Genomic DNA, 23303 nt, shown 5'->3' on the forward strand with positions numbered 1-23303 from the left:
CAGACAAGCGGACGCTGGCCGGCGAGGGGAACAGGTCTCGGGTCAGCCAATAATGCCGTCCTGTCGAAGCTGGGCGAATTCCTCGGCGCTCAGCCCCAGCTCCTCCTGCAGGATCTGCTGGTTATGGCTGCCCACGTCACCGCCAGGCCAGCGGGTTTCCCCGGGGGTCTCGACGAGTCGCGGCGTGATCGCAGGAATCTTGAGGGGCTTGCCGTTGATTTCGACCTGCTGGAACAGGCCTCGGGCCTGGAAGTGCGGGTCCTGCATCATGTCGGCAACCGAATAAATTGGGCCTGAGGGGACACGGGCGTCTTCCAGAATCGAGAGGATGTCATCGCTGGGCAGGCTACGGCACCAGCTGTCCAGGGCGTCATCAATGGCGGCCTCGTTCTCGACCCGGCCTGCATTGGTGGCCATGTCCGGGTTTTCTGCCATGTCGGGGCGTCCGGCGGCGACCATCAGTCGTTTGAAAATGGAGTCGCCATTGCCGCCGATGACCACAAATTTGCGGTCTGCACAGCGGTAGGTATTGGTGGGGACAATGCCGGTCACGGTGGAGCCGGAGGGCTCACGAATCACGCCGGCGCCGTCGAATTCCGGGATCACCCCTTCCAGCAGGTTGAACACTGATTCGTACAGGGCCACATCCACGACCTGGCCCTTGTCGCTGGCCTGACGTTCGAACAGGGCCAGCAGGATGCCAAGTGCGGCATGCAAGGCGGCAATGGTATCGCCCAGCGACAGATTGGGGCGTACCGGGCGCTCTCCGGGGAAGCCGTTCACATAGCGCATGCCACCAATGCCTTCACAGACTGACGCATAGCCAGGTTTGCTGGCGTAGGGCCCGGTCTGGCCATAGCCAGAGATGCGGGTGTAGACCAGGCCGGGGTTGTCTTCACTGAAGCTGTCCGGGCCCAGCCCCCAGTTTTCCATGGTCCCCGGGCGGAAGTTCTCGATCACCACATCCGCCTTGGTCATCATCTTGCGCACCAGCGCCTTGCCTTGGTCGGTCTTGAGATCCAGGGTCACGGATTTCTTGTTGCGGCCCAGGCTTCGCCACCAGAAGGAGGTGCCATCGTCATCGAGTTTGCGCCAGCCACGAATGGGATCGCCCCCAGGCGGTTCGACCTTGACCACATCGGCACCGAAGTAGGCCAGTAAGGTGCCAGTGAAAGGGCCAGCCAGCAGTTGGCCCAGCTCAACAACACGGACTCCTTCCAGGGGCAGGCGGCGGGGTGCGGTGTGGGACATGGTCTCTCCGTGGGGCCAGGGTGTGGTTAACAGGCTGTTAAAAGGCTCTCAAGCCTAGCGGATTGGGACGTGCAGTGGCAGTGGCGAAAATGCCCGGCGCCGGGTGTTTGTCGTCAGGTTGGGGGCGGGAGGAGGGCGTAAGTTTTGCCATCCGGGCCCGGGCCTATACAATCCGCGGCCTGCTACGAGGAAAAACCATGACTCCGGAACGTTATCGCCGCATCTGTGACACCCTGGATCGCCGTCAGCCTGACCTGACCGTGATCATGGATGGGGTGCACAAACCCCATAATATTGCCGCCATTGTGCGTACCTGTGATGCGGTAGGAATCATGGATGTCCACGCGATTTTGCCCAACAACCGGGCGCGCATGGCGGCGGGAACGGCCATGGGCTCCCAGCGCTGGGTGAAGGTTCACAAGCGGGACGAAAGCACCAGCGTCATTCGTGAGCTGCAGGGTGAGGGGGTTCAGGTGCTGGCCGCGCACCTTTCCGACACCGCCATTCCCTACCGCCAGGTAGATTTCACTCGCCCCACGGCCCTGTTACTGGGCACCGAGAAGTTTGGCGTCAGCGATGAAGCGGCCGCGGCCGTGGATCAGCATGTCATCATCCCGATGATGGGGATGGTGGAATCGTTCAATGTGAGTGTGGCGGCGGCGATTATCCTGTCCGAAGCCTGCGAACAGCGCCGAGCCAAGGGGTTTTATGACAGCCCCAGGGTAGATGAGGCGCGCTACAACGCGTTGCTGTTTCGCTGGGGGCACCCGAAGATCGCCCGGCTGTGCGATGCAGAAGGGGTGCCTTACCCGGAACTGGATGAAGACGGGCAGGTGAAGGACAGCGCCGCGCTTACGGCGCTGTTGCGGAAGGAGCCCTGACGGCGCCCAATGGTTTAGCACTGGGAGCATGGCTGACTTGCCAGTGAAAATCGCTGGCGCCACCTTCCCCGACCCAGGCCGGGAACCACAACGTGTTGTCCATGGTGGCGTAGCGTAGGCGGGTGATGTCGATGCCCTGCTGGTTGGCCAGTGCCACCATGCGCTGCAGGACCTTGCCGTGGTGGATCTGGTCGGGAGCGGTGGTGCTATCCAGAATGGATTGACGCACCAGGCCGTTGAAGGTGTCTCTGGGAATGCCAGAGAAGTTCATTCGGTCCAGGTCGGCCACGAAGCCATCGGCAACGGCAGTCACCGTGGTGAAGCGGCCTTCTTCGTTAAGCTCACGGATGCGCGCATTGACGATTTTATCGTATTTCTCAAACGCGCCCTTTTCTTCTGCCTCTGCCAGTGCCTGTATGGCTTCTCCCAGGCTATCCATGTTCATGTAATCCAGCTTGGGGATTGCGCCAAGCAGATCAATGACGGTGCGTGGCAGCCCTTCACTCTGGAATCCCAGTCGCGGCGTTGCACCGGGATAGCGTTCGTAGTCGGTCGTGCTTTCGGTATCGTCCTCATAAAACATGTTCATCGTGACGCCGTTGAGGAAGGCATCGAACAGCCCGTTGGGGACCACTGGCATATGGTTGCTGAAGAACATTTCCCAGCCCTGATTCGAGTCCATATGCAGCCAGTCGCCAGGGAGCCGGGTGGCGTTCATGGTGGTCTCAAAGGCACTCATCTTGCCATCCACAAGCCCGTATTGGCCGTCGCCATAGACCTGGTCGAAACTCAGCCGGGCACCATCCAGATTGTGGAAATCGATGGCAAAATGGATCCGCGGTTCGCGCAGAAAGAGCAGGAAAAATTTGAGGACTTTCACGCTCCCGATGGCGAAGCGGGAAGGAATGGTCACCGATTGCTCGTAAAAATCGATCTGGAATTTCTGGCTGAAAAAGGTCGGCAGATAGGCATACCAGATGCGGGCTTTGACCAGCAGTGAGGCGCGCACCGCGCCGTCCTTCACCGCAATGGGGGTGGCTTTGATGTTCTTGCGGGTATCCAGGTCCACGCGTAGTTTCTGGTTAAGAATGCCTGTGCTGATGTTGACGTAGATATTGTCGAAAACATTCTTGTTGGCATGGGGACCAAGCCTGGGTGCCATGGACTCAATCTGGGTGAAATCCTCGGGGTCGTAGTTCAGTTTCATCAGGGTGCTGCTGATCTCGCCTTGTTCGAGGTCCACCTGGACATAGTCCGCCCTGGAACGCTCAGGATTGTTGCGCACCAGATAAATATAGCGGGGCTGGTTGCGTGGTGAGTCCAGGCGGATTTCCTCGAGCAGGGTGCCTTGCTCAAGCGGATGTTGTTCCGCGTTATAGCGTTCCCAGCCGCCGTCGCGGAACATGAAGGCGAGCTCGTCGAAATCATCAAAGATGCCGGGTTTGCCCTCTGGCGGGTTGTCGTTCTCGCCCTCAATCCAGATCAGGCCGGTTTTGTCATATTCGTCGATCTGGAAGGGGATCGGGATCAGTTTGCCTTCGCGAACAGCCATCAGGGACAGTTCATCAACGGCGATACCGTTATGGGCGGAGAGCTCAAACCCCTTGATTTCCATTGGGTAAAGATAGGTGAATTGCGTGGTATCCAGTGCCTCCAGCGTGGCGTCCAGCTGGGCAGTAGAGATTTTGGACATACTGTTGACCCAGCGCCCGAGTGCGCTGGGATCAGCCTTGTAGAAATCAAGGAAGTGCTGGAAATAGGCGTCGGGCACACCGTCTGTCCAGATCTCCCTGGCCTGTGAAGGGGTGGGGAGAGTAAAGAACAGGGCAATGAGTCCAATCCATGCCTGTCTGCCGATCATTTTGTTATTCTCTTCGACGTTTTGGATGGGCATAAGTGAATTAGGGCCTAGGGTATGACAGAGAATGAAAAAAGAGTAGGCCTCGACGCCCTGCACCAGTGTCTCCACCGCGTATTGCCTGCGGTAAGCCTGCGCAGCCAATCGTTGCCTAATACGCCCCAGTTGCGTCTCTGGCTGCTGGATGAGCTGTTTCCTGAACAGGCCCTGGAGCCGGAGGTCGTTAACCGGATCATGGAAGAGCCTCCGTACTGGTCGTTTTGCTGGGCGTCAGGGCAGGTATTGGCAGAGTACCTGATTGCGCATCCGCAATGGGTCAAGGGCCATTGTGTCGTCGATGTGGGCCCGGGATCCGGGGTGGTGGCTATTGCCGCGGCCATGGCGGGGGCTCGCAAGGTCATTGCCTGTGATCTGGATGCGGATGCCCTCACTGCCACCCGGGTCAATGCGCTGGAAAATGACGTGGAGGTGACGCTCAGCCAGGATCTGGACAGTGCTTTGGCCGAGGCGGACCTGGTGACGGCAGCCGATATTCTCTATGACCGGGAAAACCTGCCGTTACTGGCGCGTTTTCAGGCCGCGGGCAGGGTGTTGCTGGCGGACTCCCGTGTGCCGGATTTGAATCCGCAGGGGTACCGGCTATTGGGACAGTGGCAGTCCTGTACCTGGCCGGATCTGGGGGAGTCCAGTGAGTACAACGGGGTAAGGTTGTTCGCTTCGGAACCGGAATAAGAAATTCTGGTCACACAGTTTGGCGGGCGCTATCAGCTTCGGGCTGCCACTACGTCCGCTGTAGGGGGTAACAGGGAACTCATCCCGAATTCCGGTTTTCCTTGAATCATCAGGAGGAACAGACATTGTCCAAGAAAATGCAAACCGTCCAGCCACTGGTCTGGCTGATGCTGGCGCTGTGTGTGGCTTTTTCACCCGTTCAGGCGGCGCTGCCGTCGGTAACTGGGGAAGGCGATGCCTTGCCGTCACTGGCGCCCATGCTGGAAAAGACGTCGCCAGCGGTCGTCAACATTGCCATCGAAACCCGGGTGCGTGCCGCCCGGAACCCGTTGATGGATGATCCTTTCTTTCGCCGCTTCTTCAACATGCCCGAGCAGCAGCGTGAACGCCGGGCGGCCAGTGCCGGCTCCGGTGTGATTGTCGATGCGGATAATGGCTACATTCTGACCAATGCTCACGTGGTCAAGAATGCGGACAGCATTGAAGTGACCCTCACCGATGGCCGTGAGTTGTCTGCCGAGCTGGTGGGCACGGATGAAGAAGTGGATCTGGCGGTCCTGAAACTGGAAGAGGCGGATGGGCTGACCCAGATCGCCATCGCCGATTCTACCGGCCTGCGGGTGGGGGATTTTGTGGTCGCTATCGGCAACCCGTTCGGGCTTGGCCAGACCGTGACCAGCGGCATCGTCTCAGCACTGGGGCGTACCGGGTTGGGTATCGAAGGGTATGAGAGCTTTATCCAGACCGACGCCTCGATTAATCCAGGGAACTCCGGCGGCGCTCTGGTGAATCTGCGTGGTGAACTGGTCGGCATCAATACGGCTATCCTGGCACCGGCGGGCGGTAACGTGGGTATTGGTTTTGCCATTCCCACTGAAATGGCCGAGAACGTCATGCACCAGCTGATTGAGCACGGCGAAGTGCGTCGCGGCATGCTGGGTGTCACGATCCAGGATCTTACCCCGGAACTGGCAGACGCTTTTGGTGTAGAGCGCCAGCGTGGTGTGGTGATTACCCAGGTAGTGGAAGACAGTGCTGCGGAGAAAGCCGGCTTGAAGAGCGGCGACGTGGTAACCGCTGTGGATGGCCGTCCAGTGAATCGGGCTGCTGATCTGCGTAACAAGGTCGGGATGGCGCCAGTTGGCGAGAAGGTGACCCTGAGCATTCTGCGCGACGGAAAGAAGAAGGATGTCACTGCCACCATCAGTGAATCCAATCGTGAAACCGCCGGTGGTGAGGCGGTTTCCCGTTTCCTGGAAGGCGCCAGCCTGCGTGATCTGCGCAAGGGTGAGCTTCAGCATGCTGAAAGCGGTGTGCTGGTAGATGCTGTGGAGCGTGCTTCTCCCGCTTGGCGTGCCGGTTTGCGTCAGGGCGATGTGATCATCAACGCCAACCGCAAGGACGTGGTCGATATGAAAGAGCTGCGTTCGGCAGTGGAAGACAAGGATGCAACCCTGTTACTGCGAGTCAATCGTAATGGCGGGATCTTCTTTGTGGTGGTACGTTAATGAACAAGGTTCGGGTTCTATCTTTTGAGACGCGTAGTGGAGGGGCAGCAGGCCCCGTCAGGTTCTCGATATGAGACGCCGCACACAACGCGCCATGCCAAGGAGAGTAACGATGAAAAAAGGACTATTGAGTGGTATCGCTGCCGTCACCATGATGGCCAGCAATGCGGCCATGGCCGATGATCTGGAAGGCAAGGTGGAAGCCGTGGATGCGGGCAACCAGACCTTTGTGGTCCAGGGCATTACCTTTCACGTCACCAAGAAAACGGATTATGACGATGGCCTGCGCCAGTTCGGTGATCTGCAAGTCGGCCAGCGGGTTGAGGTGGATTTCAAATACCGTGATGGCAAGCATTACGCCACCGAAGTGGAGTTGGATCGCAGAGACTGATTCGGTGTGATCGGCTCGTTGAAGAAGCGCCCCGGTTCAGCGGAATCGGGGCGTTTTTTTGTGGTCAGACGGGGCATGGCGGAAAGGCAGCATCGCTAGCGACGCCCCGGATTACTCACTCTCAAAGTGGCCATGCCGTCCTGCGCCCTCGCGAAAACGCTCAGCACCTTGCAGGGCTTCCTCGAACACCACTGGATATCCCCCGGCACCTTCCTGACGCAAGGCATCGGCCATGGGGTGCTCCCATTGTTGCAGGGCCGAAAGCCTGTCTGCACGCAGGCAGGCCTGGGGAAAGGTCGCGATCTGTTTCGCCAGTGTCATGGCGGCAGTGAGGGCCTGACCGTCGTCGACGACGCGGTTGGCCAGGCCCATGGCCAGAGCCTCTTCGGCCCCGACCGGCCGTCCCGTCAGGATCATGTCCATGGCATGGCTTTGTCCGATCAGACGGGGAAGTCGCACTGTGCCGCCGTCGATCAGGGGCACCCCCCAACGGCGACAGAACACCCCGAAGATCGCACTCCTTTCCATGACCCGCATGTCGCACCACACCGCCAGTTCCAGCCCCCCGGCAACGGCATAACCGCTAACCGCGGCGACAACCGGTTTGCTCATGGCCAGCCGGGTAGGGCCCATGGGGCCTGGGCCGCTACCCTGCGCATCGATTTCATTGCGGCGTTGCGGGTCGCCCAGTGCCGACAGATCTGCGCCTGCACAAAAATTCCCCCCAGCGCCGGTCAGGATCGCCACGTGCAGTGCCGGGTTGTTGTCGAAGTCTTCAAACGCTTTTCGCAAGGCGTCTGCGGCAGGGCGGTCGACAGCGTTACGCTGGGCGGGGCGGTTAAGGGTAATCACACAGACGTTGTCGATGTGTTCAATCAGTACGGGAGGCCCGGACATATTGTTATCCTGTGCGGAAGATGAATGTTCACGTTAGTGGAGCCTGCATGCACTATCAATCGACCTACGCGCCGGAAACCCTTGAGCGGGCACAGGTAGACACCCACGAGGGAATACGCTTACTGGAATTCGGGACCAATTGGTGCGGTTACTGTATTGCTGCCCAGCCGGATATCGAGGCCTGTGTGGAGCGGATTGAGGAAGGTGAACACCTCAAGGTGGAAGACGGTCCTGGCAGGCCGTTGGGGCGAAGTTTTCGGGTCCGGTTATGGCCGACGCTGATTCTGCTGGAGAATGGTGAAGAAATCGGCCGTGTTGTCCGCCCTGACCGAGCTGCGCTGCAGGCGTTGCTGGCTCCGCTGGCCGCGGGTCGGCAATAAGGGGCCCGCACAACACAGCGTTACGGCAGTGTCAGTACGACTTTGCCGCAGGTCTTGCCAGATTGCAGCAGGGCGAGGGCTTGATGTGCCTCTTCAAAGGGCAGTGCGTGACCGACATGGGGAGGGGCAATCTCCACCGCTGTCAGTTCTTGCAGTAATCCCTGCATTCGCGTTTTTTGTTCCCATAGCCAGATGAGGTTGAAGGCCAGCACTGACCGGTTACTGCTGATCATGTCCATCACGTCATAGCGGGGGCGGCGTAGATAACGCCAGGCCGCCTTGAGATAGTTGGGACGATGGCCGGTGGGGGTGAATTCTGCGGCACCAAACACGACCAGTCTGCCCATGGGCGCCAATGCGGCAAAGCTGGCTTGTTGTACCTTTCCGCCAATGGCATCCAGCACCAGATCCAGGGGCTCAGACAGACCGGAAAGCTGTTTCATAAAATCCGCATCGCGAACCAGTACTTGCTCGAAGCCCTGTGAAACTAACCAGCGGGCTTTTTCTGCGTTTCCCACGGTGCCGATGGGGTCTGCTCCCAGCGCCTTGCACAATTTCATGGCCTGCAAACCAACGCCCCCTGCGGCGCTGTGAACCAGCACTCTGTGGCCTTTGTCGACGGCGCCCAGATGCGTGAGGGCGTACCAGGCCGTGAGTGTCTGTACCGGCCAGGCTGCGCCTTGGGAAAAGTTCCAGTCTGCGGGCAGCGGCATCAGATACTCTGGCTCGCTGTCGATTACACTGCTGTAGCCTCCGAAGCGGGTGACGCCCATCACCCGGTCTCCGGGCTGGAAAGCGCCAGAGTCCTCCACGCTCTCTACAACCCCGGAAAATTCCAGGCCCGGAACAAAGCTACCTTCCGGGGTGGCGGAATAGAGCCCGGTGAGCGCGAAAATATCAGCGAAATTCAGGCCCACGGCTTTAACCGTTACCCGGACTTTCCCTTTGGGCTGTGGCGGGAGGGTGCCCTCCTGCAGGGCCAGTGTGGCCAGGTTGCCCGCCTTTGGGGTTTTCCAGTGTTGGACCGATGGCATGATGCAGCCTCTTGCATGATTGGAAATGGTGAATTGCACATCGTACTGCTAACGTTGGGGTACAGGCATTCAATGAAGGAAAAAACATGAATAATCCGGATATCGGCAAGCTGGTGCTGCGCCTCACGTTGGGGCTGCTGATGCTCCTGCATGGCATTAACAAACTGCACTCCGGGGTGGGATGGATTGCCGGGGAACTGGCCTCCCATAACCTGCCTGGCTTTCTCGCTTATGGTGTTTTCGTGGGCGAGTTGATTGCTCCGTTGATGGTACTGCTCGGGTTTCATACCCGTGTCGGCGCTGTGCTGATTGCCGGCAATATGCTGGTGGCCATTGTGCTGGTACACATGGGGGAGTTGTTTTCGCTTACCCAGACCGGCGGCTGGGCACTGGAGCTGCAAGGATTCTTCCTGTTTACCGCGGTTGCGATTTTCTTCCTGGGAGCAGGGAAATATGCGGTGAAGAATTGATACTTCGGCTTATGAAAAACCAGAAGGCCGTGCTCTGGCAGAGCGCGGCCTTTTTCATGCCGGTGCAACATGCAGGAAAAGCCGGGGTGGCTCACTGAGGGAGTGGTCGTCTGACCGCGATGGTTGTTGCTCCGCCCTTATAGACGCGGTGGAACCACCGCCCCCACAGTTCGGGTTTCATCTTTCCTGTGGGAGCGTAACGTAATGGTTTGGGGAGCAAAACTTCGTTTGCAAGCAACCTCCCACTCCCTGTGGGGAATCGCCTTTAGCCCCGCAGGCGATTTTTCTCCGTGATCTGGCCGTTGAGGGTGAGAAAATCGTAGAGAATCCCGAGCCCGAACAAACCCACGGTCAGCAGGTAGATGATACCGGTAATCACCTTCCCCATATAGAAGCGGTGGATCCCGAAGACGCCCAGAAAGGTGAGCAGGATCCAGGCAATGTTGTAATCGATGCTGCCCGCTTCATAGCGTGTGTCTGCAGCTTCATCCATGCCAGGAATCAGAAACAGGTCGATGATCCAGCCGATAAAGAACAACCCGAGCGTGAAGAACCAGATGGTGCCAGTGATCTGCCGACCGTAGTAGAAACGGTGGGCACCCATAAAACCAAAGATCCACAACAGGTAGCCGATGACCTTGCTGTGGGTGTCTGTATTAAGCGTGTTTTGCATGCGCTGATCCTCGGTTCACAATTCCACATTCAGGGCGGCGATGGCCGCGTTGGCCTTGTCACGGGCCTGTTCGATATCGTCGCCGAGTGCCACGGCCACCCCTAAACGGCGACTGCCATGGACCTCGGGTTTGCTGAACAGTCGCACTTCTGTGTCGGGTTGCGCCAGGGCTTTTTCAAGTCCGCTGTAACGCATCTGTTCAGAATCCCCACGTACCAGCAACACGGAGGAGGCAGCAGGGCCGCGTTGGTCGATATTGGCGACGGGCAAGCCAAGAATGGCGCGGGCGTGCAGGGCAAACTCCGACAGATTCTGGGACAGCAGGGTGACCAGGCCGGTGTCATGGGGGCGGGGCGACACTTCGCTGAAGTAGACCTGGTCACCCTTGATAAACAGCTCCACGCCGAAGATGCCCATGCCGCCCAGGGCTTCGGTAATCGCGCCGGCCACTTGCTGGGAGGCGGACAAGGCCGCATCACTCATGGGCTGCGGTTGCCAGGATTCCTGGTAATCGCCATTTTCCTGACGGTGCCCAATGGGGGCGCAGTAGGTGGTGCCATCACGATGGCGAACCGTCAGTAGCGTGATTTCGTAATCGAAGTCCACAAAGCCTTCAACAATCACCCGACCTTCGCCTGCGCGGCCTCCCGACTGGGCATAGTCCCATGCGACCTGAATATCGGACTCGCTTTTCACAGTGCTCTGGCCTTTGCCAGAGGAGCTCATCACTGGCTTGACCACACAAGGAAGCCCGATATCCTCAACCGCCTTGCGGTAGTCTTCCAGGGTGTCGGCAAAATGATAGGGGGAGGTGGGCAGCCCCAGTTCCTCTGCTGCCAGACGGCGGATGCCCTCACGGTTCATGGTCAGTTGCGCTGCCCGGGCAGTGGGCACAACAGTGACGCCTTCCTGCTCCAGCTTGACCAGTTCATCGGTGGCAATGGCTTCGATCTCAGGTACGATCAGGGCCGGCTTTTCCTGCTCAACCAGTTGGCGCAGGGCTTGGCCATCAAGCATATTGATAACATGGCTGCGGTGAGCTACCTGCATGGCAGGGGCATTGGCGTAGCGATCCACGGCGATAACTTCACAGCCATAGCGGATCAGCTCAATGGCCACTTCGCGACCCAGTTCGCCGGAGCCCAGCAGCATGATGCGGGTGGCAGTGTCGGTGTTAGGCGTGCCGATGGTGGTCATAGGATTCTCTTGTCAGGGCATACAGTGTTGGGCTGATTGTAACGAATTGAACCGCAGGTGCTACTCATGAGCGTAGGCAGGAGAGAGTCAGGTGGACGATAACCGCTGGATGGAAAGGGCGTTGGTGCTGGCAGGGCAGGCTGCCGCGGCGGGGGAAGTGCCGGTCGGGGCGGTGTTGGTGCGTGAAGGGATCGTGTTGGGTGAAGGGTACAATCAACCTATCGCAGGCCATGACCCGACCGCGCATGCAGAAATCATGGCCCTGCGGGCGGCAGCGACCGCTGAACAAAACTACCGCCTGCCGGGAAGCACCCTTTATGTCACGCTGGAGCCCTGCACCATGTGCTTCGGTGCCATGGTCCACGCCCGTGTCGCACGGCTTGTCTACGCGGCCAGTGAACCACGTGCAGGCGTTTGTGAAAGCCAGCTGCATTTGCCAACAGTGGAATTCTATAACCACAGGATGGTTGTGGAGGGAGGGCTGTTGAAGGAAGAAAGCGCGGTTATGTTGAAGCAGTTTTTTGCCCAGCGGCGAGGAAAGAAAAACGCAGGCTAGCGTGCTCAATTGCAACGTCAGCCCTGCAGGAGCGGTTGCTTCCTGATAAAGGTTTGCCAAGTCAGGACGGGAATGCGTCAACGTTATTCCGGACGGGTCCAATAAAAAAGGGTCGGCATAGCCGACCCTTTTTAGTACCCGAAGGATGCCTTACTGGAACTGGGCTTCCTGGGTAGTGGCCTTCAGGATGGTCTCAACCCGACGGTTCTGGGCACGACCTTCGCTGGTGTTGTTATCGGCGATGGGCTTCTCTTCGCCGTAGCCAACGGTGGAAATGCGGGTTTCATCAATGTTGTAGTTTTCTACAAGCACTTTTTTCACCGCATCCGCACGCTGCTTGGAGAGCTTCTTGTTGTAGCTCGCCGCACCTGTGCTATCCGTATGGCCTTCCAGCACCAGCTGGGCAGAAGGATATTGAGTCATTTCATCAGCCAGCAGCTCCAGATCGGAGTAGGAGGTCTGACGAACCTCAGCCTTATCCAAGCCGAACTCAACATACAGCGTTTTCTTGACGTCTTTGTCCAGATACTGCTGACAGCCCTTCTCATCAATCAGGGCGCCAGCTGGGGTGTCCGGGCACTGATCCATGCTGTTTACAACGCCGTCGCCGTCATCGTCCAGCTCGCAACCGGTTGCGTCGACCTGAGCACCTGCTGGAGTGCTGGCGCACTGATCACGATCATCCGGTACACCGTCTCCATCGCTGTCGGTGACAACATCTTCGACGGGCGCGGGCTCTTCTTTCTCCGTACGGCTGGCGCCGATGAGGAAGTTCAGACCGGCATAGATTTCGGCATCCCAGCGCTCGTTATCAAAGCTGTAGTAGGGACGTGCGCCCACATCCAGGATGAAATGCGGGTGCAGCAGGGTTTGGAAACCGCCTTCGATGGTACCGATGGTTTCAACCGCAACTTCAGGACCGCCATTTTGCTCAAACTTGACTTCACCGGCACCCAGACCCACGTAGGGTTCGAAGGCGGAGCTGCCATAGAAGTGCTTGCGAAGCGCACCCTGGGCAATGCTCATGTCGGAATCGCCAGCGTAGACGGTATTGGAATTGTTACGTTCCCACCAGCCCTGGAAAGACCAGTCACGGTTGAAGCGATAACCCAACTGGGCACCGGGAAGCGTGGTTTCGTTATCGGAGGTGTTGGAGTCGTAGTGGTCACCGATGTCCACCCAGTTTTCACTGATGTGGCCACCGAAGTAAAAGTAACGCTCAGGCATGTCCTCAGCCATTACCACGGGGGCGGCGGCAACAGATGCGCAAGCAATACTGGCTGCCAGAAAACGTTTAGCGCTCATAAGCTCCTTCCTTGATTATGCAATTGGCAGTGCAAACACGTGATAAGTCTTTGCCAGTCAAACGCTTAAGTAAATCCTGCAAGGAAAGATTAATAAAAAAATTTACAAAGATGGTAATAAAGTAACCGGTTACGCGCAGTTAATGGTGATTTTAGTTAGAAAGTGCGAGCAATGAGTAATGAAATAGTATTGGCCAAAAAAAGAAAACTCTCAGGCAGGGGCTGAGTGTGAAGGGGCCTTGTCACGACCCTCGTTGCGGTTTTGATAGAGCGCATAATCCGCTTCGTTAAGCAGGGTGTTGAGATTGCGGCCACTGTTTTCAGTGCTTGCAGCGCCGATTTTGGCACTGATTTTGACCGGCAGGGCAGTAGCGTTACCGGCTGTAGAGGGAATTTGCAGGTTGGCGGTCAGGGCGCGAAGCCCTTCGCCCATACGGGCTGCGTCATCAAAGCTGGTATGGGGCAGCACCAGAAGAAATTGCGCGCCATCAAAACGCCCAAACAAGTCGCTTTCCCTGATCTTTTCTCGAATGGCATCGGCAAAGCGTTGCAACGCCTGTTCGCCAGTCCGGCGGCCGTGTTCATCCAGCAGGTTGGAGAAATCGCTGATTTCAATCAACAGCACGGAGACGGTGTAGTCATGGCGATGGCTGAGAGCCAACTCCCTCTCCAGCATGCCCAGCAGATGAGGCCGATTGAACAGGCCGGTCAGGTGATCTTCCCGAGCCAGTTGCTGAAGTTGACGGTTTTGCCGATCCAGGGCTATCAGCCGGGTACTGAAAAGGTAAAGCGGAGGCGTGAGTAGCAGTATGGGCAGGGCGGTGGCCAGAACCAGGCCGGATAGCCAGTCCCGCTCACCCACCAGCATGATGGCGATGCTGGTCAGTACCAGAGAAACCAGTACGGAAATAGCGGTCATGGCGGCGGTGCCCTTGAAAGCAGCAAGGCGGTCATTACGGTTGGTCTGCCGCGATGAGGCGGCGACGACCTGAAACAGCTTGGCCATGAGTGCAGAATCCCCGAAACAGATGATGCTTTTTTTGGCCAGTATCCGGGTTGCCAGCGAAGCGCGCAACCGGTTCAGCGTGCTCCCAGCAGGTCCTGTTTGAGTGAGCGGGAATAAGGGGTGTTGCCAAACCAGATCTGCAGGTAATGACGGGCAAAGGTGTCGCCCGTTTCGTGAGTCAGCAGGGTGTCATTAAGATAGAGCTCAAGCTGTTGCTGTTGCCAGATCAGGGCGTAGCGGTCGCCATCGCTGACGTCCCGATAATGTTGGTTGAAGGCTTCCAGACGAGGGGAGAGGGCAGTAAAGGTGTCCTTCGTCAGGTTCTTTTCCAGGTAGTGCATGGCCGCCTTGGCAAAGGCATCACCCGGTACCTCCCTGAAATAGGCAAATTCCAGCTTTACTGGGGGGGTCAGCAGGTCGCTGGCCTGGCAGTTCTTGCGCAACAGAATGGCTTCGCCCACGGTGAACACGCGTAAGGCCTTAACGTCTGCCTGGTGGCACGCCTGCCAGGTGTCATCAGCTTGAGCAGTGGTGTGGCTGCCCAGTATCAGGGCAAGCATCACGATTCGGGTCAGTGGTCGCGTAGCCATCGTGTTGGGGGCCCCAATACCGGCAGATGCTGGTCCAGCCCCTGACTGCTGTCCCAGAAATCCTGGTGAAAGTGAATCAGACCATCGCGGTTAAAGCGCAACTGGCTGATGCCAATGGTGCGTGACAGCCGACTTCGGCCAAGCACAGAAAAGATGGCCTCCATCTGCCATAGCACAAACACATCTGTATTGGTGTCGCTGCACAGTACCTGACGCACTTCCAGCGACATGTGGTCCAGGCGGCTGGCGGTACCGATCAGGTGCTGACGGAGGGTGGTGCGATCTGTCAGCGTTACCAGGGTGTCATTGAAATACAGGGACTCGGCGTAGACGGAGTCGACCTGCTGCTTGATCGTTTCTTCGTTCAGCGGGTTGTAAAGGGAAATGAAGCGATCCACGGCCTCGCGATGGCAGCCGGGACTGCCGGTGATCGATGCCTCAGCCGCGAGGTAATTGTCAGTATACCCGTAGGGCCCCTTCGGGGTTGTCTGGCAAGCCCCAAGAGCGGTGACTGACACAAGAATGAGTGGTACGAATCGTTTCATGGCGATCAGCATCCCTGTGCTGCAGTGAGAGCATCGTGAAGACGGGTTCACAACACATTGACGGCCATCTGGGCACTCTCGATCTTGAACAGACGTGATGATTTAGAAACCCCTTCCCCCTACGGCGGGCAATGGGAAACCAGGGAGACGGTACGTGGAGTTTGAAGCAGTAACCCTGCTGGTGTTGCTGTCTGTCGCCGCATTGTTGTGGCTACAGCAGTACAAGAGCGGTAATGCCGGCTGGGTAGATGTGTTCTGGGCCTGGGCGACAGGACTCTGCGGGCTTCTGTACCTGGTAACAGGGTCAGGGGCGCTGCTTCCCAGGGTCGTGGCCGGGGTCATGCTGCTGACCTGGTCATTACGGCTTGGAGGGCACATTTTTAGTCGGGTTCGTGCCGAACCGGCGGAAGATGGGCGCTATGCGGCCATGCGTGCCGCCTTGGGGGCGCGTGCGCAGCCGGTATTGCTGCTGTTTTTTCTCGGGCAGGGGCTGCTGGCCTGGTTGTTTTCGTTGCCGTTCAGTGTGATTGGCGACCAGCAAATGGCGAGTATGACGATGGTGGTTGCCGGATTGCTGATTGGCATGACGGCCATCCTTGGTGAATCCATTGCCGATGCGCAGCTCAGGCGTTTCAAGCAGCGCCCCAACAGTGACTCAAAGACGTGCAGGGAAGGGCTCTGGCGTTATTCCCGGCACCCGAATTATTTCTTCGAATGGCTGCATTGGTGTGGCTATCCCCTGGTGGCGATGGGTGCCCATTCGGCAGGGGTTCTATGGCTTCTGCCTGTGGCCATGTTCTGCTTCTTGTGGTTTGTCACCGGGATTCCCTATACCGAAAAACAGGCCATCAAATCCCGCGGTGAGGATTACCGTGACTATCAACGCACAACCAGTGCCTTTTTTCCCTGGAGACCAGGCTCATGATGATTCAGATGGCGGAATCCGGTTGGCTGCCGGATGGGTTGGTTCGGTTTGGCATTCGGCGCTTGCTTGCGCGTCGTTTGCTGCAGGAGCAACAACAGCAACAGACGAATACCGAGGTGCTCACCACGGCACCGGTCGCGGTGGATCAGGATGCCGCCAATGAGCAGCACTACGAGGTGGATGCCCGGTTTTACCAGCAGGTGCTGGGGCCTCACCTCAAGTATTCCAGTGGCTATTGGCCTGCGGATGACACTGATCTTGCGCAAGCCGAAGCGGCGATGCTGGCGTTGACTTGTGAGCGTGCGCAGCTGGCACCCGGTCAGGACATCCTTGAGCTCGGATGCGGTTGGGGCTCGTTGACCCTGTGGATGGCCGCGCATTACCCGGACAGCAAGATTACTGCGGTGTCGAACTCTGCTTCTCAGCGGGCGTTTATTCTTGCGCGGGCGCAGGAGCGGGGGCTGGCCAATCTCAACGTCATTACCGCGGATGTGGCGACCCTTGCACCGGAACAGCAGTTTGACCGGGTGGTGTCCGTGGAGATGTTCGAGCACATGCGCAACCATGCCACGCTGTTATCCCGAATTCATGAATGGCTTCGCCCCGGCGGCAAGTTATTTGTTCATGTCTTCTGTCATCGCGAATTGACCTACCTGTTTGAAGATCAGGGTGAGCAAGACTGGATGAGCCGCTATTTTTTTACCGGTGGCATGATGCCCGGTTGGGACTGGTTGCCTGAATGCGCAGGGAAACTGAGTCTGGATGAGCGCTGGGCGGTCAACGGCGAGCATTACGGCAAGACGCTGGAAGCCTGGCTGGCACTGGCAGACTTGCGACAGGAGACGTTGGTCCCGCTGCTGGATGAATGCTATGGCCCCGGCCAGGGCAAAGTCTGGTTGCAGCGCTGGCGCATGTTTTTCATGGCATGTGCAGAATTGTTTAACTATCGTGGTGGAGAAGAGTGGTTTGTGGCCCATTACCGTTTCTGTAGGCCGCAATAACAACAATCCGTTCAGTGATTTTGCATGAAGCGTTCTGGTGTTCAGCATCGTCTTACCCGTGTGTACCTGATTCAGCTGTTGTTGATCAGTGTGGCTACGGTGATGGGCGTCTGGGCGACGGCCAACATTATCGAGCACGTGCTGGTGAAACAGGCGCTGATCAAGGAAGCCGATCATTACTGGGCGTTGCTTGACGGTAATCCTGAGCAGCCTCGCCCCAATACCCGGCATCTGTTGGGGTTGTTGACCAGCGACACGGTGAATGATTCGGTGCCGGAAGTCCTGTCGTCATTAGCGGATGGTTACCAGCGGGTGGACCTGGCCGGTGAACGTCCCATTGTTTACATCGAAAGCCGAGGGTCGTCGCGGCTTTATCTGGTGTTCGACGAGCGGCGTGTGTCGGTGCTCGCCTTCCTGTTCGGTATCCTGCCGCTCACCGGGGTGCTGCTGGTGATCTACATCACTTCGTTCCTTGGCTGGAAGAAATCCCGTGAGCTGTTGTCACCGCTGGTCCTGTTGGCGGACCGTCTTCGGCAAACGCCAGTGGATACCCCCAGTGTGGCGCGACCGGAGCTGGCAGATATTCAAGCGGACAATGACAGTGAAGTCGCGGTGTTGGTCTCGGCGCTGGAAGCCTATGCCGATCGCCTGGTGTCGTTTGTCGAACGCGAGCGTCAGTTTACCCGTGATGCCAGCCATGAGTTGCGTACGCCGTTGGCGGTTTTCAGGGCGAACCTTGAGTTGCTGGAAAGTCAGGTCGGAGAACGGCCGGTGATCAGCCGGATGGCGGACACGGTGGAGGATATGGAGGCCACTCTGGAAACCTTGCTGATGCTTGCCCGGACAGAGCAAATAGATCAGAAGAGTGAGCCTGTGATCGTCAATGATATGGCGGTCAATCTGATGGAGCGGCTGTCTCCGCTGGCGGAGCGCAAGCAGATCCGCCTGCAGGTGCGGCAGAAAGCGCTAACGTCGGTGGATTGCCCGGAAGCGGCGTTGGGCATCGTGCTGACCAACCTGGTTCGCAATGCGATTAACTACAGTGGTTCCGGCGAGGTCGATATTGTCATCCTGAAGGGGGCCGTACAGGTGGCTGACTCAGGCGTGGGAATGGATCAGCAGGAGCTGGAGCGCATGTTGCGACCGTTCGAAAGAGGCAATAGCGACGAAGGCGGACACGGATTGGGGTTGGCGATCGTACATCGGTTGTGTGAACGCTATGGCTGGCAGGTCATGGTGGCGAGCGCACCGGGTAAGGGTACCCAGGTACGCGTCGCTTTTTAGCGTCAATCAGGCGGTGAGTGCCCGGTGCTGGAGCCGCACCAGTAGCTGCTTGGCGTTCAGTGCGTCCCGGATTCGGTCTGCGGCACGTTGAGCATTGCGGTGGTCGGTGTCGGCCAGAAGAATCGCAAAACGGTTGTCACCCAGATGGGCCACACTGTCCTGCTCGCGCAGCAAGGCAGCCAGGGAATCGGCGATGATCTCGCTGTCTGCCTCTTCCGGTCCTTGCAACTGCAATACGGAGGATTGCATACCCAGATCGCGGGTGTTACCCAGTTCCTGCTGAAGAATATCGTCCCAGCCTTTGGGGCCCGGCAAACCTGTCAGGTCGCAACGGTCGGGGTGCTCGATAAATGTGGTCAGCCGTTGCTGGCGGGCATCTCGTACTGCACTGTTGAGCAAGTGGCTGATCAGTGCCGCCTCATGCTCAAGTGCCTCCTGCGCGTTTGCGAGCGCCTCCGGCTGAGGCTCAGGGTCCAGCGCGCAGAGCGTACCAAACAGTTGCTGTTGTGCATCCAGAAGGGGCAAACCAATGTAGGCCCCGATGGACAGGTTCGCGTTGATCGGAGCATCCTGGTAAATCGGGTTCAACGCGGTGTCGGCGACGACTCTGGCGTTGCCCAGCTCCACCATGCGCACGCAATAGCTGGTTTGCCACTCCAGGCGATGCCCCTGATGCAGGCCGTAAGTGCCGTCCCGGACACGCAGTATCAACAGCTCTTCACCCTGGAGTCGGGTGATCATCCACATGGACATGCCAAAGCGCTGCTGTAGCTGCGCCAGGTGGGCGTCCAGCAGACCCTGGATGTTGTTGTAATTCGGCAGAGAAATTGAGTCGTTCACAAGCAATAGGAGGAAATTGTTTTCCCCCTATTGTGGATACCTATTAGCCGGTGGGCAAGGGCAGGATGGATCAATGGTGGTTGCCACTGGCTCCATGGATACTGAAACCGACCCCGGGCATGGTGTTGAGCAGGGGCTGAGCAAAGGGTTTGTCCATGGCTTTGCGCAGATTGTAGAGGTGGCTGCGAAGGGCATCGGAGTCTGGCACCAGGTCGCCCCACAGCTCGCGCTCCAGTTGCTCGCGACTGACCACCCGGGGAGATTCGCGCATGAGAATACGCAGTATCCGGAAGGCGGTAGGGGAGAGCTTCAGGAGCTGGCCGGCACGACGAGCTTCTTGCCGGCCAGGGTCCAGCTCCAGATCTTCGACCTGCAGGGTATGGGCAGTGACTTCCCGCCGTTGGCGGCGAATCTGCGCACTGACCCGGGCGGCCAGCTCAGGCAGGGCAAAGGGTTTGACGATGTAGTCATCCCCCCCCTTGTTGAATCCTTCCAGCTTGTCGTCCAGTTGATCCCGGGCGGTCATGAAGATTACCGGCAGGTCCTGTGAAAGCTCCTTGCGCAGAGCCTCACAAAACTGGAACCCGCTCTCGCCCGGCAACATGACATCCAGCAGCATCAGATCGTAATGATGTTGTTGAACCAGCTCCCGGGCGAGCCGGGTATCGCCCGCGTAGTCGACGCTGGCGCCTTGCTGCTCAAGGAATTCCAGCACCGTTTGGGCCAGTTGTCGGTGGTCTTCCACCAGCAGGATCGACAAGTTTTCCATCATCACAACTCCTTTTCTTATCTCATGGTGCGGTGAGGGGCGTCAATGCCACGTCAATAATGGCCGGCGGATGATTGAAACGACAGGCCATGCATCCAGTGTCTGCCTCTGTCGCGGCTGGCTCAAGCTGTCTCTGACGAACGCGTTTCAGTCTGTCAGGCTGCCCGTGCGTGCGAAACGTTGCCGGTAGTGGCTGGGCGACAAGCCGGTATGGCGTTTGAACAAGCGGGAAAAACTGCTGACATCCTGGTAACCCACCTGTTCTGCCAGTTGGGTCAGGTTGTTGGTGCCGCGCTCCAGCATCTTTCTTGCGGCTTCAATGCGTACCCGTTGCAAATATTGCAGAGGGGGCTCGCCAAGCGTGTTGGTAAAGCGGCGCTGCAGTTGTCGGGGGCTGAGATGCACTTTCTCGGCAAGCTCTGCCAGCGACGTGGATTCACGAAAGTGTTCATGAATCCAGGCCTGCACGGTTTGTACTTGCTCGTCCTGATGATAGGAGTGAGCGGGAAGCCCGGCATACACACTCTGCAGGTCGTTACGCACATCAATCACGAATGCTCTGGACAGTTCCCTGGCCAGATCCGGCCCACAATAGCGTTCTACCAGCAGAATGGTCAGGTCTCGCCAGGCTGTCCCCCCACCGGCACAGAAAATATTGCCCTCGCGGGTGATCAGTTCGCGCTCATTGAGTTTGACTTGCGGATAGCGTTGCCGGAATTGCTGACTGAACCCCCAATGGGTGGTGGCCGTGCAGTCGTCCAGCAGGCCGGCTTCTGCCAGCAGAAAAGCGCCGGTGCAATTGCTGGCCAGATCAGCACCTGCGGCATGGATGCGGCGCAGCCAGGGCAATACGTCCCGTTGTTGTTCAAGCACTTGCTCTATCGGTGCACCAATGGTTGGAATTACCACCAGATCCACTTTGTCGATCTGATCAATAGAGGCGTCAACGGCCATGCGGATGGAGGGCGTACAGCGCACGGGATTACCATCCTTGGAGACGATTCGCACCTGGAATTGCTGGTCCAGAGGCTGTCCATGGATACGGTTCCAGGTCACCCCGGTAAGGGTAAAGAGATCCACCACTCCGGTGAGTGCAGAGGCAAAAACGCCATCGAAGGCCAAAACGGCGACTTGATACATTCTGTCGTGTTCCACCATGAATTAGTCATAGGCGACAATGCCAGAGAGCAGGGCAGGATGGCAAGCTGTGTCGAAAAAACGGGAGAGATGTTGTGAGTGATGTGATTCTGGACCGTCGCGATCTGCGCTTCCAGTTGTTCGAGGTGCTGGATACCGACACCCTTTTCGAACGGGAGCGTTTTGCCGAACATAGCCGTGACACTATCGAGGCGGCACTGGATACGGCCGAAAAACTCGCGCGGGAAAAGTTTGCCGATCACAACAGCCTTGCCGACAAGGAAGAGCCGCAGTTTGTGGATGGCAAGGTGGTTATGCGCCCGGAAGTGAAAGCGGCGTTTGATGCCTACATCGATGCGGGCTTTCTCTCTTCCCGTGCCAGCTTTGAAGAAGGCGGCATGCAATTGCCTGATATTGCGGCTGCGGCCTGCAAGGGCATGTTTACCTGCGTTAACCCCAGCTCGACGGCCTATGCGTTTCTGACCGCAGCGGCGGCCAATGTGATTCGTAACTTTGCCAGTGATGACCTCAAGGCGCGCTACCTCGAACCCATGATGCAGGGCCGTTTCACCGGCACCATGGCGCTGACAGAACCGCACGCCGGTTCGTCGCTGGCCGATATTCGTACCCGCGCGGTACCGCAGGACGACGGCAGCTATCGTTTGAAGGGCAACAAGATTTTTATCTCCGGCGGTGAAAACGAGCTGGCAGACAATATCGTGCACCTGGTGCTGGCCAAAATTCCCGGTGGCCCGGAAGGGGTCAAGGGTATTTCTCTGTTCGTGGTGCCGAAGTATCGGCTGGATGAGCAGGGTAACCCGGGGCCGCGCAATGATGTCATTCTTGCCGGACTGATCCACAAACTGGGTTACCGTGGCACCACCAGCACCGCACTGACCTTTGGTGATAACGACGACTGTCATGGCTATCTGGTAGGCGAGGCCCATCAAGGCCTGCGTTACATGTTCCAGATGATGAATGAAGCGCGGGTTGGCGTTGGTTTTGGTGCCGCATTGCTGGGCTACCGGGGTTACCGCTATGCCCTGGATTATGCCCGTGACCGCTTACAAGGGCGGCACCCGGATGCAGCCGATTTCAGCAAGCCCATGGTGCCGATCATTGAGCACGCCGATGTGCGCCGGTTGCTGTTGACGCAGAAGGCTTATGCCGAGGCGGCGCTGGCCATGAGCTTCTACGGTTATCGGCTGGTGGATGAAATTGAAAGCGGCGAAGCGCAGAGCTCCCGCGATGCGGAATTGCTGCTGGATTTGCTGACGCCCGTGCTGAAAACCTGGCCGTCTGAATATGGACTGAAAGCCAACGATATGGCGATTCAGGTGTTTGGCGGTGCCGGTTATACCCGCGAATATCCGGTCGAACAGGTATGGCGTGATAACCGTCTCAACCCTATTCATGAAGGGACCACCGGCGTTCATGGTCTCGATTTGCTTGGTCGCAAGGTATGGCAGGCCAATGGCAAAGGCATGCAGCTGCTCGCAGGTAAAATCATGGCCGATGTCGAGGCCACTTCAGATGCTCGCTGCAAGCCATTTGCGACAGCCTTGCAAGCGATGTTGCCGAAGATTCAGGCGGCGACGCAAGCCAGCGGCAAACTGATGGCCGACAAAGGGCCGCGGGTCGCCCTGTCGAACGGTAACGCCTATCTACAGCTGGTGGGACACACCGTCGCGGCCTGGATGTGGCTACGTCAGGCCAACGCTGCGGTGAAACTGGATCGCCCGGAAGATGAAGACTTTGCCAACGGAAAACTGATGGCAGCCACTTATTTCTTCCGGTGGGAATTACCCCGTGTGGAGTTGGACGCTCAACGACTGGTTGATGCCGATAGCACCTTCATGGACATGGACAGCCGCTGGTTCTGATTGTGATAGCAATCGACCTTGTGTGCCTATCGTCATCAGGCTCGGGAGAACTCATCACGCGGTGAGCAAAACAGCTATGACGGTATTTTCTGCCCCCGGCCTCCGGGGGCTTTTTTTTGGTTCTTCGCGGATTTTAGGGAAAAGCCCGACTGATTCCTCCCGGTTTGCCGTAGGAGCGTCGCTCGCGGCGC

At 58.0% G+C, this 23303-nt stretch carries 24 protein-coding genes; 11 read left to right on the plus strand and 13 right to left on the minus strand.

From position 1 onward, the window contains the following. Window positions 1-42: 42 nt before the first annotated feature. The gene (locus tag A15D_RS11190) at window positions 43-1251 is read right to left on the minus strand and encodes a CaiB/BaiF CoA-transferase family protein (protein WP_102792000.1); all 1209 of its coding nucleotides are present in this window, start codon (window positions 1249-1251) and stop codon (window positions 43-45) included. A gap of 197 nt (window positions 1252-1448) precedes the next feature. Here A15D_RS11190 and trmH point away from each other — a divergent pair, with 197 nt between their 5' ends. Further along, window positions 1449-2132 (plus strand): tRNA (guanosine(18)-2'-O)-methyltransferase TrmH, encoded by a 684-nt coding sequence (gene trmH / locus A15D_RS11195; protein WP_022984401.1) that lies wholly within the window; start codon window positions 1449-1451, stop codon window positions 2130-2132. On the opposite strand, the gene A15D_RS11200 is transcribed toward trmH, so the two are convergent. Beyond that, a complete protein-coding gene (locus A15D_RS11200; protein WP_102792020.1) occupies window positions 2104-3993 on the minus strand; it encodes a hypothetical protein in 1890 nt (629 codons plus the stop codon). The two genes, trmH and A15D_RS11200, sit on opposite strands and share 29 nt — an antisense overlap. Window positions 3994-4047: 54 nt before the next feature. On the opposite strand from A15D_RS11200, the gene A15D_RS11205 reads away from it, so the two are divergent. From A15D_RS11205 to A15D_RS11215, 3 genes are all read left to right on the plus strand, one after another. Further along, entirely contained in the window at window positions 4048-4722 is a 675-nt protein-coding gene (locus A15D_RS11205; RefSeq protein WP_102792001.1) for a methyltransferase, read from the plus strand. A gap of 137 nt (window positions 4723-4859) precedes the next feature. After that, entirely contained in the window at window positions 4860-6230 is a 1371-nt protein-coding gene (locus A15D_RS11210) for a DegQ family serine endoprotease (RefSeq protein ID WP_102792002.1), read from the plus strand. Between the two features lie 112 nt (window positions 6231-6342). Then, window positions 6343-6621: a DUF5666 domain-containing protein gene (locus A15D_RS11215; RefSeq protein WP_102792003.1), complete on the plus strand. Its 279-nt coding sequence runs from the start codon at window positions 6343-6345 to the stop codon at window positions 6619-6621. Between the two features lie 111 nt (window positions 6622-6732). On the opposite strand, the gene A15D_RS11220 is transcribed toward A15D_RS11215, so the two are convergent. Then, on the minus strand, window positions 6733-7518 hold the full coding sequence (locus A15D_RS11220) for a crotonase/enoyl-CoA hydratase family protein (RefSeq protein ID WP_102792004.1): 786 nt from the start codon (window positions 7516-7518) through the stop codon (window positions 6733-6735). 47 nt (window positions 7519-7565) lie between these two features. On the opposite strand from A15D_RS11220, the gene A15D_RS11225 reads away from it, so the two are divergent. Then, the gene (locus tag A15D_RS11225; protein ID WP_102792005.1) at window positions 7566-7898 is read left to right on the plus strand and encodes a thioredoxin family protein; all 333 of its coding nucleotides are present in this window, start codon (window positions 7566-7568) and stop codon (window positions 7896-7898) included. A gap of 20 nt (window positions 7899-7918) precedes the next feature. Here the strand turns inward: A15D_RS11225 and A15D_RS11230 are convergent, their stop codons facing one another. Further along, on the minus strand, window positions 7919-8932 hold the full coding sequence (locus tag A15D_RS11230; protein ID WP_102792006.1) for a zinc-binding dehydrogenase: 1014 nt from the start codon (window positions 8930-8932) through the stop codon (window positions 7919-7921). An 86-nt stretch (window positions 8933-9018) separates the two neighbouring features. Here A15D_RS11230 and A15D_RS11235 point away from each other — a divergent pair, with 86 nt between their 5' ends. After that, on the plus strand, window positions 9019-9402 hold the full coding sequence (locus tag A15D_RS11235; protein WP_022984408.1) for a DoxX family protein: 384 nt from the start codon (window positions 9019-9021) through the stop codon (window positions 9400-9402). Between the two features lie 265 nt (window positions 9403-9667). On the opposite strand, the gene A15D_RS11240 is transcribed toward A15D_RS11235, so the two are convergent. Together A15D_RS11240 and purT are read right to left on the minus strand one after the other, a co-directional pair. Next, window positions 9668-10075 carry a TM2 domain-containing protein gene (locus tag A15D_RS11240; RefSeq protein WP_102792007.1) on the minus strand — a complete coding sequence of 136 codons (408 nt, stop codon included), beginning with the start codon at window positions 10073-10075 and terminating at the stop codon, window positions 9668-9670. Between the two features lie 15 nt (window positions 10076-10090). After that, window positions 10091-11272: a formate-dependent phosphoribosylglycinamide formyltransferase gene (gene purT, locus A15D_RS11245; protein ID WP_102792008.1), complete on the minus strand. Its 1182-nt coding sequence runs from the start codon at window positions 11270-11272 to the stop codon at window positions 10091-10093. Between the two features lie 91 nt (window positions 11273-11363). On the opposite strand from purT, the gene tadA reads away from it, so the two are divergent. Beyond that, on the plus strand, window positions 11364-11828 hold the full coding sequence (gene tadA, locus A15D_RS11250; protein WP_022984411.1) for a tRNA adenosine(34) deaminase TadA: 465 nt from the start codon (window positions 11364-11366) through the stop codon (window positions 11826-11828). 150 nt (window positions 11829-11978) lie between these two features. Here tadA and A15D_RS11255 read toward each other — a convergent pair whose 3' ends face one another. From A15D_RS11255 to A15D_RS11270, 4 genes are all read right to left on the minus strand, one after another. Beyond that, entirely contained in the window at window positions 11979-13133 is a 1155-nt protein-coding gene (locus A15D_RS11255) for an OmpA family protein (protein WP_102792009.1), read from the minus strand. A gap of 210 nt (window positions 13134-13343) precedes the next feature. Continuing rightward, the gene (locus A15D_RS11260) at window positions 13344-14138 is read right to left on the minus strand and encodes a diguanylate cyclase (RefSeq protein WP_102792021.1); all 795 of its coding nucleotides are present in this window, start codon (window positions 14136-14138) and stop codon (window positions 13344-13346) included. A 74-nt stretch (window positions 14139-14212) separates the two neighbouring features. Next, the gene (locus A15D_RS11265) at window positions 14213-14728 is read right to left on the minus strand and encodes a chalcone isomerase family protein (protein WP_102792010.1); all 516 of its coding nucleotides are present in this window, start codon (window positions 14726-14728) and stop codon (window positions 14213-14215) included. Continuing rightward, window positions 14710-15273 carry a DUF2358 domain-containing protein gene (locus A15D_RS11270; protein ID WP_102792022.1) on the minus strand — a complete coding sequence of 188 codons (564 nt, stop codon included), beginning with the start codon at window positions 15271-15273 and terminating at the stop codon, window positions 14710-14712. The genes A15D_RS11265 and A15D_RS11270 overlap by 19 nt, the downstream gene beginning before the upstream one ends. Window positions 15274-15427: 154 nt before the next feature. Between A15D_RS11270 and A15D_RS11275 the strand changes: the two genes are divergently transcribed. The 3 genes from A15D_RS11275 to A15D_RS11285 are packed head-to-tail and all read left to right on the plus strand — an operon-like array spanning window position 15428 to window position 18483. Next, complete coding sequence (locus A15D_RS11275; protein ID WP_102792011.1) at window positions 15428-16198, plus strand: DUF1295 domain-containing protein; 771 nt, start codon at window positions 15428-15430, stop codon at window positions 16196-16198. Continuing rightward, window positions 16195-17199, plus strand: coding sequence for a cyclopropane-fatty-acyl-phospholipid synthase family protein (locus A15D_RS11280; protein WP_102792012.1), 1005 nt, complete (start codon window positions 16195-16197; stop codon window positions 17197-17199). Before A15D_RS11275 ends, A15D_RS11280 begins: the two co-directional genes overlap by 4 nt. 24 nt (window positions 17200-17223) lie before the next feature. After that, window positions 17224-18483, plus strand: a complete 1260-nt coding sequence (locus A15D_RS11285) for a HAMP domain-containing sensor histidine kinase (protein ID WP_102792013.1) — start codon at window positions 17224-17226, stop codon at window positions 18481-18483. A gap of 6 nt (window positions 18484-18489) precedes the next feature. Here the strand turns inward: A15D_RS11285 and A15D_RS11290 are convergent, their stop codons facing one another. From A15D_RS11290 to A15D_RS11300, 3 genes are all read right to left on the minus strand, one after another. Beyond that, window positions 18490-19323 carry a GAF domain-containing protein gene (locus A15D_RS11290; protein WP_233192205.1) on the minus strand — a complete coding sequence of 278 codons (834 nt, stop codon included), beginning with the start codon at window positions 19321-19323 and terminating at the stop codon, window positions 18490-18492. 70 nt (window positions 19324-19393) lie between these two features. Next, window positions 19394-20092: a response regulator transcription factor gene (locus A15D_RS11295; protein ID WP_102792023.1), complete on the minus strand. Its 699-nt coding sequence runs from the start codon at window positions 20090-20092 to the stop codon at window positions 19394-19396. A 147-nt stretch (window positions 20093-20239) separates the two neighbouring features. After that, window positions 20240-21232 (minus strand): GlxA family transcriptional regulator, encoded by a 993-nt coding sequence (locus tag A15D_RS11300; RefSeq protein WP_102792014.1) that lies wholly within the window; start codon window positions 21230-21232, stop codon window positions 20240-20242. 92 nt (window positions 21233-21324) lie between these two features. Between A15D_RS11300 and A15D_RS11305 the strand changes: the two genes are divergently transcribed. Further along, window positions 21325-23112 (plus strand): acyl-CoA dehydrogenase, encoded by a 1788-nt coding sequence (locus tag A15D_RS11305; RefSeq protein ID WP_102792015.1) that lies wholly within the window; start codon window positions 21325-21327, stop codon window positions 23110-23112. Window positions 23113-23303: the final 191 nt, after the last annotated feature.

Origin of the sequence: Alcanivorax sp. MD8A (assembly GCF_002888555.1) — a bacterium.
In the GTDB taxonomy this organism is placed as follows: Bacteria; Pseudomonadota; Gammaproteobacteria; order Pseudomonadales; family Alcanivoracaceae; genus Alcanivorax.